The sequence below is a fragment of the Thalassotalea castellviae genome, assembly GCF_031846185.1.
Lineage (GTDB): Bacteria > Pseudomonadota > Gammaproteobacteria > Enterobacterales > Alteromonadaceae > Thalassotalea_H > Thalassotalea_H castellviae.
Genome location: NZ_JAVRIF010000005.1, coordinates 233426 through 248514 on the forward strand (window position 1 = coordinate 233426; position 15089 = coordinate 248514).

Sequence of the window (15089 nt, forward strand, 5' to 3'; positions counted from 1 at the left end):
AGATAAAAACCTTAGAGAATTAAAATGAATAAAATACTGTTGATTTTAACCACCTGCTTAATGTCCCCTGTGTTATTGGCGCAGACATTAAAAGTAAGTTCACCTAACGGAAAATTAGTACTCACCGTAAATGACGATGCTATACCGAATTACCGAGTCGATTTAAACAATGAAACAGCAATAGACACGTCACGATTAGGTTTACGCTTTAAAAAAGCAGCCGAACTGGGTGATGGTTTCACTATTAAGTCTTCATCAACGGCAAGCAGTGATACTACTTGGCAACAACCTTGGGGAGAACGAAAAAATATTCGAGATAACCATAATGAACTACTCGTTACTTTTACTACGCAACGAAACAGTGCCAATACCTTTAACGTTCGCTTTAAAGTATTTAACGATGGCGTAGGTTTTCGATATGAAGTGCCTAAACAAGCAGGTTTAGCTGGTGATATTGAAATCACCAACGAAATGACAGAATTTGCCATTAAAGAAGCTGAAAAATCTACGGCATGGTGGATACCATCACGCGGTTGGAATCGTTATGAATATTTATATCAAACCACCAAGTTTACGGAAATTGATCGTGTTCATACCCCGTTTACCTTTAAATTAGATAACGGCACTCATATTAGTATTCATGAAGCAGCATTGGTTGATTACGCAGGTATGACGTTACAACAAATGCGAGGCGGAGTATTAAAAGCAGATTTAACCCCTTGGTCTGATGGTATTTTAGTGAAGAAAAAAGCAAACTTCACCACGCCTTGGCGAACCATTCAAATCAGTGAAAATGCAGTAGGATTATTAAACTCAAATCTTATCTTAAATTTAAATGAGCCAAGTAAATTAGCAGATACATCATGGATTGAACCAGGAAAATATGTCGGCATATGGTGGGGCATGCACATTGGTGAAAACACTTGGGGCAGCGGTGACAAACACGGCGCAACCACAAGTGAAACTAAACGTTACATGGATTTTGCTGCAAAATATGGCTTTGATGGTGTATTAGTTGAAGGTTGGAATATTGGTTGGGATGGTGACTGGTATAATAACGGCGATGTTTTCAACTTTTCAAAGGCTTATGATGATTTTGATATCAAATCAATCACAGAGCACGGTTTAACTAAAGGCGTTCGTTTAATTGGTCATCATGAAACTTCAGGTAATGTTACTAATTACCGTCAACAAATGGATGATGCCTTCGCTTTGTATAAAAAACACGGTGTTCGCCAAGTAAAAACAGGGTACGTCGCTGACGGTGGCAAAATTAAACGCATCGATGAGCAGGGTATTGTTCGATATGAATGGCATGACGGCCAATTTATGGTGAATGAGTATTTACATAATATTACCCTAGCAGCCAAGTATAACATCAGCATTAACACGCATGAGCCAATCAAAGATACCGGCTTACGTCGTACCTATCCAAACTGGATTTCACGTGAAGGCGCACGTGGTCAAGAATATAATGCTTGGGGATCACCGCCAAATACACCGGAACATACTACAATCCTACCTTTTACTCGCATGCTTTCAGGTCCGATGGATTTTACCCCTGGTACTTTTGATATGGGCTTTAAAGGGTTAGGAGCCGACACCGATCGACCACAAACCACGCTTGCTAAACAGCTTGCCCTGTATGTGGTCATCTATAGTCCGATTCAAATGGCGTCAGATTTACCGCGAAACTATGAAGCGAACTTACCTGCTTTTCAATTTATTCTTGACGTACCAACGGACTGGCAAGAGAGTAAAGCCATTGCCGGTGAAGTGGGCAAATATGTAGCATTTGCTCGTCAAGAACGTGATGGAAACGATTGGTTTTTAGGCGCATTAACCAACGAAGAGGCTCGCGATATTGAATTACCTTTAACCTTTTTAGATAAATCTAAACGTTATCAAGCACAAATTTATCGAGATGGTGAAAAGGCAAACTGGATCGATAATCCATACGACATGATTATTGAGCAAAAAAATGTGACCGCATCTGATACGCTAACGATTCCTTTAGCGACTAGCGGTGGCGTTGCTATCAGATTTAAAGCACTTTAATGTAAATAACTTAGTAGCGGTATTGAATTAACGAAATCGTATGCAATACCGCTTTATAGACGAAGATAGGTAGAAGGTATAATAATGACGACAACAGCCATACCAACACAACACAAACCCAAACTCAGTTTTTGGCAAATATGGAATATTAGCTTTGGCTTTTTAGGCGTACAGTTTGGTTTTGCTTTGCAAAATGCCAATGCCAGTAGGATCCTTTCAGATTTAGGTGCTGACTTACATTCCCTTTCATTATTTTGGTTAGTCGCCCCCATTATGGGGTTAATAATTCAGCCGATTGTTGGCTCAGCGTCAGACAGAACCTGGAATGGTATTGGTCGTCGTAGCCCTTATATATTAATTGGAGGCGTTGCAGCGGCTATTGGTATGTTACTAATGCCAAATTCTGCCACTATTGCCAGCTTTATCACTCCGTTATTTTTTGGTGCAATGATGTTAGCGGTGATGGATGCTTCTTTTAATGTAGCATTCCAACCATTTCGTGCTTTGGTATCAGACATGGTTCCAGATGAACAACGCACGCTCGGGTATTCTATTCAATCATTCTTGATTAATATTGGTGCTGTTTGTGGTTCAATTTTACCTTTCGTATTGACCAATGTTATTGGCTTAGATAATACCGCCCCAACAGGTGAAGTTGCCCCTTCGGTAATTTGGGCGTTTTACCTTGGTGCTAGTGTGATGTTTGGCTCGGTTTTATGGACAGTGATTCGAACCAAAGAGTATGCTCCAGGAGAATTCGGTTTAGCACCATTAGAAGTCGCAAAACAACAACGTTCTCTGTTGAGCAAATTAAGTGATTTTTTCGGTTTGATGAAATCGATGCCAAAAACGATGAAGCAACTTGCTATCGTACAGTTCTTTTCATGGTTTGCCTTATTTATCATGTGGGTTTATACCATGCCAGCTATCACACAGCATATCTGGGGCGTAGAAGCTAAATGGTTTAATCCTGATTATTTAGCTAGTGTTACAGAAGTGCCGGCTCATATCGCTGCCGCCAAAGGAACCGCTGGTGACTGGGTAGGTATTATTTTTGCTGCCTACTCTCTTTTTGCCGCTATCTTTTCCATCTTTTTAGCAAAAATCGCGAATAAAATTGGTCGTAAACTGACTTATTCACTCTCGTTAATTGCCGGTGGGTTAGGGTATTTAAGTATTTTCTTCTTACATGACGCTTCACTGACCACGGTTAATTTATACATCACCCAAATAGAAGTCCCACAAGGTGCCGTCTCATTATTTATTCCAATGATCGGGGTAGGCATTGCTTGGGCCGCTATATTAGCCATGCCATATGCGATTTTAGCCGGCAGCATTCCGATAAAACAAACCGGCGTTTACATGGGAATTTTCAACTTTACCATTGCCGCTCCACAAATTGTCTCAGGTGTTTTTGCAGGTTGGATCTTAACCGCACTCTTTGATAATCAAGCAATATACATATTAATGATGGCAGGTGCTTCAATGATATTAGCCGCGATAGCAGTGTATTTTGTGAAAGATGGTGTAAGTACCATAACTCCTACTTCACAAGATAATGCGGTTGTAGCTTAAACAAGCCATTGATCTTAGTTATTAAAAAAGCCCTATAACGTTTGTTATAGGGCTTTTCACATTGATTCTATACACGCTTCTAACGATACAAATACCAACCTTTAACCATTAACTACCGCAAGAGTTACGCACCATAAGTTTAGTCGGCATTAATGTTGTTGTAGGGTTTTCGCCATGGATTAAGGCGATTAAATTATCGACTAACACCTCACCCGCCAGTGTTGTATCTTGTTTTGCCGTGGTTAATGCTGGAATGGTATAACTTGCCACGGCAATATCATCAAAACCAACCACAGCAACTTGCTCTGGCACTTTAATACCATGCTCTTGCAAGGCTCGCATTGCACCAATAGCGATTAAGTCACTGGCACCAAATATGGCGTCAAATGACAAGTTTTTCTCAATTAACTGACAAGCGGCTTGATAACCAGACTCTTCAATTGAGATCGCATCGACTTGCAACTCACTTAAGACTGAAAGTTTATGATCCGTTAAGGCATTGCAATAACCATTGTAACGCTCTAAAAACTCAGGGGCATGCGTTGAGGCATCACCCAAAAAGGCAACATTTTTTCGCCCCTTTTTAATAAGGTGTTCTGTCATTTGATAGCCGCCATGCAAATTGTCACAACCAACAGAAACAATTTTTTCATCGGCAACATCAGCCCCCCATCGAACAAAATGCGTGTGTTGTTCACTTAATTTAGTCAAGGTATCTTGATAATCTACAAAGTCGCCATATCCCAGTAAAATTAAACCGTCGGCTTTTTTACTGTCTTCAAAATCCGCATGCCAATCATCACTTAGTTGTTGAAAGGACACTAACAGGTCATATCCTTTTTGTGCACAAGCGCGAGTAATACTACCTAACATAGACAAAAAGAAAGGATTGATTAATGAATCATCATTGGTTGGGTCTTCAAAAAGTAATAAGGCAATAGTATCGCTTTGTTGCGTACGAAGACTACTGGCATTTTTATCCACTTTATAATTAAGCTCATGAGCTATCGCTTGAACTTTTAAGCGGGTTTCTTCATTCACTAACGGACTATTGCGAAGTGCTCGTGAAACAGTTGATTGTGACACGCCAGCCCGAAAGGCAATATCAAATGATGTGGCTTTAGACATCAAATAAGCTCTTTAATTAATACTAAAAATATATTACCTGACAGATTAATTTAAGTACATAGTCTATTTTCAAGCCATGCATAACTAAGCTATTGTAATTCAGGGTAATGATTAGCGATTAGTTGTTTTAGCTTATCTTTCACCTGACCCACTGTAATAGCATTCATTAACCCCTGACCTTTTGCTCTTATTCCCCAAGGTAGTTGAGCTAAAGGTGTTTTGTATTGTTGTTGCACCGAACTTTGGTAACAACTTACAACATAATCTTGATATAAATAAGGACCTGTACGATGCGGATTAGAGTGTCCGTATAAACCGATAACAGGTGTCCCTACTGATACGGCCATATGTGCAGGACCAGTATCTGGCGCAATGACTAGATGAGCAAGCTTTAAAACAGCAAGCAATTGCTTAAGCGTGGTTTTACCCACTAAATTCTTTAATGAATGTTCACTTAAAGCGCAAATTTCTTCAGCTAATAATGTTTCGGCCAGCGTAGGACCGCCACAGATCACCACATCAAAACCACGCTCAATAAGATGGTCAGCAATTTTTGCATAGCCTTCACTGTGCCAATTGCGTTCTGCTTTGCTGGCAGCTGGCGAAATAACCGCAATGGGTTTAGTCGATGATATCGCTTCACTTGCCCATAGCTGATCTTCATCGGAAATGGGTATCTGCCATGAAGGCGATTGAGGTGTAACGCCTAAAGCTTGCGCGAATCCTAAAAAACCATCTAATACGTGTGGATTTTTTTGCGGCAATATCTTGTGATTAGTAAACAACCATTGCCCTTCTTTGGCCCGTACCCGATCAAAACCAATTTTTACTTTTGCCGAAATGCATAAGCTCGCGATGCTTGCTCTCAATGCCACTTGCATATGTAACAATACATCAAATTTTCGTCCTTTTAAGGTACGATATAAATCTAAATACCCTTGCAAACCCGCTCTTTTATCAAATATGACAAACTCGACACCAGGTAAATCCTTTAATAATAACGCCTCAATTTTACCGATCACCCAAGTAATTTTGCTCGCTGGGTATTGAGCTTGAATTTGTTGTACCATAGCCACGGCATGACAAACGTCACCAATGGCGGAAAGTCGCAATAAACATATTTTTTTTGGCGCTGTCATTTGACCCAGCATAAAAGAATCACCACAATAGTTGGTTGTTAAATTCACAATAATAGGCACATTATCTTGAACCCATCGGCAATTGTAAAACCCTGTCAGGAGAAAATTTTTCAACAAGGCAATAATTTTTATTGTTTTGATGAAAATTCAATCGAAAGTTTCAATGAAGAAATGCTTTCACCCGATTATTGGCAACAGCAGGGAGCAATAACCGGAACCGCACAAGGGCGAGGCACAACTTATTTTGTTAGGCATTTACACGACGAATGGGTACTACGTCATTATTATCGCGGTGGTTTAATCGGTAAATTCATTCATGACAGTTATCTCTTCACTGGCTTTAACAAAACCCGCGCAGCAATTGAATTTAACTTATTAAAAACTTTGTCATCATTAAATCTACCGGCACCTAAGCCAATCGCTTATCGGGTCAAAAAATCAGGCTTATGTTATCAAGCTGATATTTTAACCGCTCGCATTGCCAACGCCCAAGATTTAGTCGCAGCCTTATCCGTTGATAGTATAGATGCTCAAATATGGCATGACATTGGACGCTGTATAAAAGCTTTTCATCAACAGGGCATTTACCATCATGACTTGAATGCTCATAATATTTTACTCGATAAAAACAGTAAGGTTTGGTTGATTGATTTTGATCGTGGAGAACAACGACAACCAGAGAAAACATGGCAACAAGCCAATATCGATCGTCTGTTACGTTCTTTTAAAAAAGAACAAGCTAAATTAGCTGAGTTTCACTGGCAGGACAAAGATTGGCAAGTATTACTGGAAGGCTATTTATCGACATAATTAGCGGGTAAATAGCCAAAAAATATCATTCACTGTTAGCTCAAAAACAGGGGTATTTAAGCAGCTACTAACGCGTCTTTGTGACGTTGTTGGTACATAGTACGAGCTTCTAAAAAATCAGCTTTGGCTGACTCGGTAATATAAGGGCGAAGCAAAACTAATATTTTTAAAACCCCTTCTAAAAAGACTGAATCGTTAATTTCGGTATTTTCATTTTGGGTTTGATAAAAACTTAACCAAAAGGTATTGATCAAGCGTAAGATACTCACGATATCTGGAAGTTCATCATCGTTAAAATCCATCATATCTGCTTCACGTAGAGACACTAACATTTCACTTAAACGCTGACTAATAGTGTGTTGCACTTCAACATATTTGCCATGTAATAATGGATTTTTTGCCAGTAATACCGGTAAGTTAGCGTAAAAGAAACGGAATTTCATTAGGGCTTGGAAAACCGCATCCATGTACAAGATAATGGTATCGAGCGGCTTCATATCAGGTGTAACTTGAGGGAAGGTATCCAGTAGTAAGTTACGTGCATATTCTTCATAAATCGACAAAATTATGTCTTCTTTATTTCTAAAATGATAATACAAATTTCCGGGACTAATACTTAAATGGGCCGCAATATGATTGGTCGTTACGTTTCGCTCACCTTGCTCGTTAAATAACTCGATACTGGCTTGAATTATTTTATCACGGGTTTTCATGCTCATTTACTTCTGCTTAATTAGTCGATTTCCCTATCATACTATCAAAATTCCTTAGATTGAAAGCCTTTTTCGAGTAAATACTTTAACGTTTGTACTTCTATTTAGATAATATTGTACTAACTTAGTTGTCATCGACTTAACCTAGCCCTTACAATGGGGAAAATTATGCCAAGAACTTTGAATAAATCATGACAGTAAAAGCTATTTATCCCGGTACTTTCGATCCTGTAACCAATGGTCATGCCGACTTAATTGAACGCGCTAGTCGCTTATTTGACGAAGTGGTGGTGAGTGTTGCCGCCAGCCCAAGCAAACAACCACGTTTTGATTTAGCTCAACGTGTTGCTATGCTTGAAGAAGTGACCCGAGATTTAAGCAATGTTACTGTGGTTGGCTTTAGCGGTTTATTAGTAAATTTTGCAAAAACTCATCAAGCTAATGTTTTGATTCGAGGCCTAAGAGCCGTTTCTGATTTTGAATATGAATTTCAACTAGCGAACATGAATCGTCGCTTATCTCCCGATTTAGAAAGTGTGTTTTTAACACCTTCGGAAGAAAATTCATTTATTTCATCAACTTTAGTGAAAGAAGTTGCACTTCATAAAGGTGATGTGAGCCAATTTGTTCATCCCGTCGTGGAAAAAGCCTTAACAGAAAATAGTTAGGCTAAATGGCAAACAACACCGAAAGTATGAATAAAAAACAGTAATATTGCTGTTTTCACGTGAACTAAAATAGGCAAATTATGAAATTAATCACCGTTATACTTACCTCAGTGTTGTGCATGACTGCCTGTACATCGAATAATAACGCCATCCAAAAAGCCAAAAATGTCGCGTTTCATGAATATGTGATAACCCAGAAAATTGAGCCAGTAACACGGGTGTCACGCTTTAGGTTTCAAGCTTGGTCAAGTTTAACCGATGAATTTATAATTTTATCTTCTAGTCATAAACGTAAATTCTTAATTGAATTGGCCGGCTATTGTCCAGATTTGCGTTGGACCCAAGCCATTATTTTAAATCGATTAAACACGGCTACATTAAATGCTCGCTCAGATTCTATTTCGACAGTTGAAGCCCCACAAATTCAGTGTCGAATTAAAACTATTTACCCGTTAACTGTAGAGCAACTTGCCGATATTCGTGCAATTGATAATCCGAAAAAAGATCAAACGGATGAAGAAGAAAGTGTGAATACACAAGAACAAACAAGCACTGAAACTAATTCAAAATAACTAAAGCTCTACTCTTGTTGGCAGCTCGGACAAAATACTGAGCTGCGATTTGACTGGCGAATTTCCTCTAAAGTTTCCTGACAGGTAAAACATTTTTCGCCTGCACGACCATACACTTGTAATTTTTGCGCAAAATACCCCGGACGGCCATCTGCTTGCGTAAAATCTTTTAACGTTGTACCGCCTTGTTCAATAGCATCTGCCAATACTTTTTTAATGATATCCGTTAAGGTATTTAGGCGTTTTTCAGATAAATTTCCCGCTAAGGCAGTGGGTAAAATACCCGCTTTAAATAGTGCCTCGTTGGCGTAAATATTGCCAACACCGACAACAACCGGATTCGACATTAAAAAAGTTTTTATCGGCACTTTTCGATTTTTAGCCTTGTTAAACAAGTAACCATGAGTAAAGTCATCACTTAACGGTTCGGGCCCTAGTTTACTTAAAAATCCTTGTTCATCAACATGTTCCGCAAGCCATAACACCGCACCAAATCGTCGTGGGTCATTGAGTCGTAAGGCTTTTTTATTGGCAAACGCTAAATCAAAATGATCATGTTTAGCGACAGGCGTACTAGCATCGATAACACGAATAGTGCCTGACATACCTAAATGAATTAATAACGTGCCATGACTAAATTCAATCATTAAGTATTTAGAACGACGTTTAATTGCTAAGACTTTTTTACCAACTAGACTTTGCACTTCATCAGGAATTGGCCAACGTAACTGTTTATGACGCACCACAACGTCGGTCACTTGTTGATCAATAATATGGGGCGTAATGCCTAAACGACATACTTCAACTTCGGGTAATTCTGGCATTTATTTCATTCTTTTTTAGTTATAAGGCAAGGTGATTCATTCGTTTCACAAATGCTTGTGCGAAGCGAAGAGGTGATTGCTCATCCATATTGAAATATAAGGACGGTTCAATCAGTTCTGCTTCCATCAGCGCAAAGCCAGTTTGGTCACGAACAAAATCAACTCGAGCATAAAGTGGCATAGTAAATAATTGACTGATCGCTTTCAGACATTGCTCCGCATGTTCAACCAAGGCGGGTTCAGGTTCAATCGTGGTTAAACGGCCACCATGCTCTTCTTGTACACGAAAATCATCGGGTTTTGGTGTTTTTAAAATGGCATGACTATATTCACCATTAAAATAAAACAATGAATATTCTCCTTCAGCTAGGATAGCCTCCATAAAAGGTTGGATCATAAAATCACGACCACGAAAAGCACGATTAATTGCAGCAAGTGACTGTTTAGCATTGGCTTTAGTTAGCCAAAAAGTATTGTCGGCATTGGCGCTAATTCGTGGTTTCAACACAATTTGTGGTTGGCTAAAATCGGCAAAATACTGATGTAAATCGTCTTCAGTAATTTCCTCATTGGCTTGTAATGAATCTCGCCACAGCGTTGGCACTAAATTTACGCCACGTTCGGCTAGTTCTTTTAAGTAAATTTTATCAATATTCCAACGAACAATAGCTAAACTATTTTCAAGATGCGCGGTAGATTGTTCAATAGTTTCTAGTACTTGCAGAAAAGCTTCAGCATCTTCTTGATAGTCCCAAGGCGTTCGAATAATCACAGTATCATACTTATCCCAATCAACATTTTTTGCTCGCCATGAAACCACCTCAACGTGCCAACCAAGTGCAGATAAATGAGGCTCAAATAAATGATCATAAGCCTCAAAATCCTCTAATGTATCCATTGATAACACCGCGCATAATTTCATGATAAACAACCTTAATTGCCAAAAATTTGTGTAGGTAATAATTGAGCATAAATCTGTAGTGGTAAAACTGACCATAGTTGTGTTTGATGATTAAAAATCAGTAATTCATGTTCAGTTGTATGCAAGCTTAATAATAAGGCTTGCGGGTGTCCCGCCAATTCTACGCTTACAAGTAAAGCTAATTGTTCATCGATTCCGATGGGTTCATCAACGGGTGTAGCGATACTCTGTTGCCACGCCATCATCATTTGTTCAAGTGCTTGCCCAGAGATATTGTCTGGAATTGCACGCCACGTTTTTCCGATGCGTTCTATCTTGATTTGCTGATTAATCGTTAACGTTAATACCACAGCATTATCACCTAGTATGGGTGTTTCTTGCCGTACTTGTTGCTCAGTATTTTCCGCAGATGTAAAAACGTTATCATGAGTTGCGTTGATCAATAAAATAAAGCCCAATACCGCAAAAATAATAACGTTATTCCATCCGGCACGAGAAAACTTAATCATAATAAATACCTAACAAACCCTAAATTACGCAACAAATTACCAACACATGATACGAAACTAACTGACAAAACGCAGCGATTATTTTCATTAATTACCGTATAATAACCACAACAATAACAATCCCCTAAATAGGTTAATGACAATGAGCAACACCTTTAAAAGCACTTGGTATAGTGTGTTATTAGCGCTTGCAATAAGCTGTTCAGCACAAGCTGGTGATAACAATACTAGCCAACAATTTAAACAATTAATTGATGAACATTGGCAAACCGCCAATAAAGAGCAAATTTTTTTCCGTAAAGACCCTGATGCATTTCGTATGAACGGGAAATTGCCTGATATGTCAAAAGCTGGCCGTGATCGACGAGAAAAATATAATAATGAGTTATTACAACGATTAGCAAAAATAAACGTTAATGATTTATCGAGTGAAGACCAAATTACTTATCGACTATTTAAATATGAACGTCAAACTGAAGCCAATAGCTACCAACAACTTGATCACTTATACCCGCTAAACTACTACTCAGGATTTGATAGTTACTTCGCCGGTGCTCCTGCCAATATGTCATTTTTAACTAAGCAAGATTATCAAAATTACTTGATTAGTTTGGCAGACTTTCCACGTTACAACCAAGAGCATATTGATTCACTAAAAGAAGCTATTTCTGTAGGCCACGTGCATTATTGTGAAACATTCAGTAAATATCATAAAGGCATTAGTCAACACATTGTTGATGACGTGCAGCAAAGTGTTTTTTACGCACCATTTGCCAATATTCCCGCTAATTTTTCAGCTCAAGATAAACAACATTTTCGTGCCGCTGGATCGAAATTGATTAAAGAGTCGATTATTCCAGAATACAAAAAATTCTATGAATTTTTCACTCAAGAATACATGGCCAACTGTCGCAGCAAAGTAGGCATTAGCGAATTGGCTGGCGGTAAAGATTATTATAAATATTTAATCGAATTTTATACCACCACAGACATGACGGCGGATGAAATACATCAGTTAGGTTTAAATGAAGTCAAACGTATCCGCGAAGAAATGCAGACCATTATTGAGCAAGTCGGTTTTCAAGGTGACTTTAAAGCTTTCATTGAATTTTTAAGAACTGACGAACAATTTTATACGACAACCGAACGCGATTTACTCGAAAAGGCCAGCTATATTACACGTAAAATGGCGGCACAATTGCCAAAATGGTTTTCCAAATTACCTCAGCAAACTTTTGATATTAAATCAGCACCCAATGGCGGAGCTTATTACGTGGCATCTGATGGAAGTGGCACCACATCTGGCACTTACTTTCTAGATACCAAAGACTTAAAAAGCCAGCCACTATATACCTTAGAAGCATTAACATTTCATGAAGCAGAGCCTGGCCATCACTTTCAAAGTGCCATTGCGCAAGAAGTGGATATGGCAGAATTTAGAAAAACCCTATACCACGCAGCGTATGGTGAAGGCTGGGGGTTATATTCTGAAAGATTAGGTAAAGAAATTGGCTTTTATCAAGACCCTTATAGTGATTTTGGTCGTTTAACGTATGAAGCGTGGCGCGCTTGTCGCTTAGTAGTCGACACCGGTATGCATGCCAAAGGTTGGTCTCGACAACAAGCTATCGATTATTTAGCCGAAAATACCGCGTTAAGTATTGCTGATGTTATTGGCCAAATTGACCGCTACATTAGCTGGCCAGCTCAAGCGTTATCATACAAAATTGGCGAAATTAAAATCAGACAATTACGTGCTCTAGCTGAACAAGAGTTAGGTGATAAATTTAATATCCGTAAATTCCATGACCAAATGCTCAAAAATGGCAGCTTACCATTAGCCTTGTTAGAAGAGTTAACCAAAGATTGGATCGAACAACAGAAATAACCTGTCATGCCCTGCCTGATGTGGATAATAAAAGATTTATTGTCACATCAGGTATTTCACGTCATCCCGTTGTATATTATCGATTCGCCATTAGTTTTTTCGATAATATTTGTACGCTATATAATACAAAGCCCCAAGTGTGATTAATTATTATACTATTGTGAGCGACTCAAAGATAAGTTACCGTTACTTATCTATTTAAAAATCAATACAGGAAGTTACTATGAATTTTACCAAAACATTGTTGCTAACCATCATGTTTTTAGTGAGTGTAAATGCCCTTGCGCTCGATAAAAAAACCTTAGAAAAGTTTAGCCAATACGATAATAATTCTGAGTTTGTCATCATCTATGACGATGTAGAAGCGATCTTAAAAGCCTCTGTTCTATATATGGGTAATTCAACTCGACAAAAAGCGAAAAAATCTAAGGCCAGCATAGGCACCCGTTTTAGAAACAAAGTGAAAGCGTTAACCGATTTAGAAGGCAATCGTTTTCATTATGAAGCTTTTGATACCCCAGAGAAAATTCAGTTAATGACCAATGTCAGAAAAAGCTTAGAGTCGTTACCTAGCAATTCACCGTTACATTTTTTCTCTAAAGATGAACAACTTGCCTATTGGCTCAATTTATACAATGTTTCTTTGCTTGAGCAATTATTACTGATATACCCACGAAGAAATCTCGAATCACTCACTGAGAAAGGGCAATTATTTGATCAAAAAAACTTACTGGTTGACAACGAGAAGCTTAGTTTAAATGATATTAAGTCAATTGTGATTCATAATTTTGGCTATGATCCGTTATTAATATACGGCTTCCACCAAGGTTATATCGCAAGCCCAGATATCAGAAGAGAGCCCTATACCGGCAAAAGAGTATGGAAAATTTTAGAACGCAATGCGAATTTATTTATTAACTCTAATCGCGGTACTTTTAGTGATGGTTCAAAAACCTTTAGAGTGTCAAAATTGTATGAACAAAACAAAGCTTTTTTTAAAGATTTTGATGAAGACTTAAGAGACCATTTAAAGAAATATTTAAATCGTTCTTATAAAAGCAAACTTCTTGCCACCGACGAAATTAAAACGAATACCACAAACTGGAAAATTGCCGACTTATACGGCACAGAAAGAAAATATGGTGGAAGTGTTTCAACAAGCTCAGCAGCACTGATTGATGCGTTTGTCGCTAAAGGACCAGATGGCATAAAAGAAAATGTTTCTTTTACAAATAGCGGTTATATGAACAGTAATATCACAAATTTCTCGCCACTCAAAGGAAGGTTCTCTGAGGCTCAAATTCAAAAAATGAAAACCATGATGAAACTGCAAGAGATAAGAAAAGGCACAGTAACCATCACTGACGAAGAAGAGAGTGAGAGCCAAGAAAAATAACACGTCCGAATAAGTTTAGGCCATAACATTACAGCGATACCTACCCATCGTCTTTGTTATGGCCATTTTCTTAACCTACTTTATGAAAACCACAAGATTTTTATTATGTGCGGCAGATTTAATGCAACCTTTGATAGCGGCGTAAAAAAGCTTTATACCCGTTTAAATATTAATAAAGTTATCGATAAGCCAATTGATAAACGTTTCGTTAAGGCGGCAGATGTTGTTTCTATTGTCAGAAGCAGAAACGAAAGTAGAGTGGTAGAAAATGCTATTTGGTGGTTATTGCTTGAACAAAGTGATAACGGCTTTAAACCGTCGAAATATACCTCGTTTAATACCCGATATGATAAATTAAATACGCCTAGAAGTGCGGGATATCATGCTTTTCGCCATTCTCGTTGTATTTTTGCTGTCAAAGGTTTTGGTGAAACAGAGTTTAAAAATAAAAAACCGGTTCATTATTATGATATGCACGCAGAAAGCGGTGGGTTGTTACTAGGAGGCTTGTGCCGAGATTGGCTACATCCGCACACGGGTGAAGTGAAAACGTCTTGCTCCATTATTACCTTGCCTGCACATGACAAACTCAAGCACATTCACAGCAAAGCCATGCCTTTAATTCTTCCGCAAGAAGATAACCTCGTCAATGATTGGTTAAATACTGAAATTACCAATGTGGAATCATTTCATGACTTATTAATCCCTCGGATACCGCAAAATTTACTCGCTCAGCCAATCGATAAACCTTTGACTCATCTGGCGCTAGGTGAAGTTGAATTCATTGTAAAAGATGCGATTTGAGCATTGTTCAAAGTATTAATTGACGATCTCATCGGCTAAAGACGATAACATGATGGCTAAATTCGCTTTTACCGCAAAGAATG

Annotated in this window: 14 protein-coding genes; 8 read left to right on the forward strand and 6 right to left on the reverse strand. The window is 38.5% G+C overall.

Annotated features, from left to right (window positions below):
* The first annotated feature begins 24 nt into the window (after positions 1 to 24).
* A complete protein-coding gene (locus RM573_RS11185; RefSeq protein ID WP_432280237.1) occupies positions 25 to 2058 on the forward strand; it encodes a glycoside hydrolase family 97 protein in 2034 nt (677 codons plus the stop codon).
* 84 nt (positions 2059 to 2142) lie between these two features.
* Positions 2143 to 3633, forward strand: a complete 1491-nt coding sequence (locus tag RM573_RS11190; RefSeq protein ID WP_311581685.1) for an MFS transporter — start codon at positions 2143 to 2145, stop codon at positions 3631 to 3633.
* A gap of 108 nt (positions 3634 to 3741) precedes the next feature.
* Here RM573_RS11190 and RM573_RS11195 read toward each other — a convergent pair whose 3' ends face one another.
* On the reverse strand, positions 3742 to 4764 hold the full coding sequence (locus RM573_RS11195; protein WP_311581687.1) for a LacI family DNA-binding transcriptional regulator: 1023 nt from the start codon (positions 4762 to 4764) through the stop codon (positions 3742 to 3744).
* Between the two features lie 86 nt (positions 4765 to 4850).
* Complete coding sequence (locus RM573_RS11200; protein WP_311581689.1) at positions 4851 to 5900, reverse strand: glycosyltransferase family 9 protein; 1050 nt, start codon at positions 5898 to 5900, stop codon at positions 4851 to 4853.
* Positions 5901 to 5966: 66 nt separating this feature from the next.
* Here RM573_RS11200 and RM573_RS11205 point away from each other — a divergent pair, with 66 nt between their 5' ends.
* Positions 5967 to 6710 (forward strand): 3-deoxy-D-manno-octulosonic acid kinase, encoded by a 744-nt coding sequence (locus RM573_RS11205; RefSeq protein WP_311581691.1) that lies wholly within the window; start codon positions 5967 to 5969, stop codon positions 6708 to 6710.
* 56 nt (positions 6711 to 6766) lie between these two features.
* Here the strand turns inward: RM573_RS11205 and RM573_RS11210 are convergent, their stop codons facing one another.
* Positions 6767 to 7429, reverse strand: coding sequence for a TetR/AcrR family transcriptional regulator (locus tag RM573_RS11210; protein ID WP_311581693.1), 663 nt, complete (start codon positions 7427 to 7429; stop codon positions 6767 to 6769).
* A 185-nt stretch (positions 7430 to 7614) separates the two neighbouring features.
* Between RM573_RS11210 and coaD the strand changes: the two genes are divergently transcribed.
* Complete coding sequence (gene coaD, locus RM573_RS11215; protein WP_311581695.1) at positions 7615 to 8091, forward strand: pantetheine-phosphate adenylyltransferase; 477 nt, start codon at positions 7615 to 7617, stop codon at positions 8089 to 8091.
* Positions 8092 to 8171: 80 nt separating this feature from the next.
* On the forward strand, positions 8172 to 8663 hold the full coding sequence (locus tag RM573_RS11220) for a DUF6491 family protein (RefSeq protein ID WP_311581697.1): 492 nt from the start codon (positions 8172 to 8174) through the stop codon (positions 8661 to 8663).
* Between the two features lie 8 nt (positions 8664 to 8671).
* Here the strand turns inward: RM573_RS11220 and mutM are convergent, their stop codons facing one another.
* Genes mutM through RM573_RS11235 form a run of 3 tightly spaced genes read right to left on the reverse strand, consistent with a single transcriptional unit; the run spans position 8672 to position 10918 of the window.
* Positions 8672 to 9487, reverse strand: coding sequence for a bifunctional DNA-formamidopyrimidine glycosylase/DNA-(apurinic or apyrimidinic site) lyase (gene mutM / locus RM573_RS11225; RefSeq protein WP_311581700.1), 816 nt, complete (start codon positions 9485 to 9487; stop codon positions 8672 to 8674).
* Positions 9488 to 9506: 19 nt separating this feature from the next.
* Positions 9507 to 10409, reverse strand: a complete 903-nt coding sequence (locus RM573_RS11230; RefSeq protein WP_489753981.1) for an ATP-grasp domain-containing protein — start codon at positions 10407 to 10409, stop codon at positions 9507 to 9509.
* Positions 10410 to 10420: 11 nt separating this feature from the next.
* Positions 10421 to 10918, reverse strand: a complete 498-nt coding sequence (locus RM573_RS11235) for a hypothetical protein (protein WP_311581704.1) — start codon at positions 10916 to 10918, stop codon at positions 10421 to 10423.
* A gap of 142 nt (positions 10919 to 11060) precedes the next feature.
* Here RM573_RS11235 and RM573_RS11240 point away from each other — a divergent pair, with 142 nt between their 5' ends.
* The 3 genes from RM573_RS11240 to RM573_RS11250 all read left to right on the forward strand — a co-directional run bounded on the left by RM573_RS11240 (position 11061) and on the right by RM573_RS11250 (position 15006).
* On the forward strand, positions 11061 to 12806 hold the full coding sequence (locus tag RM573_RS11240) for a DUF885 domain-containing protein (protein WP_311581706.1): 1746 nt from the start codon (positions 11061 to 11063) through the stop codon (positions 12804 to 12806).
* Positions 12807 to 13029: 223 nt separating this feature from the next.
* Complete coding sequence (locus RM573_RS11245; RefSeq protein WP_311581708.1) at positions 13030 to 14202, forward strand: DUF547 domain-containing protein; 1173 nt, start codon at positions 13030 to 13032, stop codon at positions 14200 to 14202.
* A 105-nt stretch (positions 14203 to 14307) separates the two neighbouring features.
* Positions 14308 to 15006: an SOS response-associated peptidase family protein gene (locus tag RM573_RS11250; RefSeq protein WP_311581710.1), complete on the forward strand. Its 699-nt coding sequence runs from the start codon at positions 14308 to 14310 to the stop codon at positions 15004 to 15006.
* The last annotated feature ends 83 nt before the right edge of the window (positions 15007 to 15089 follow it).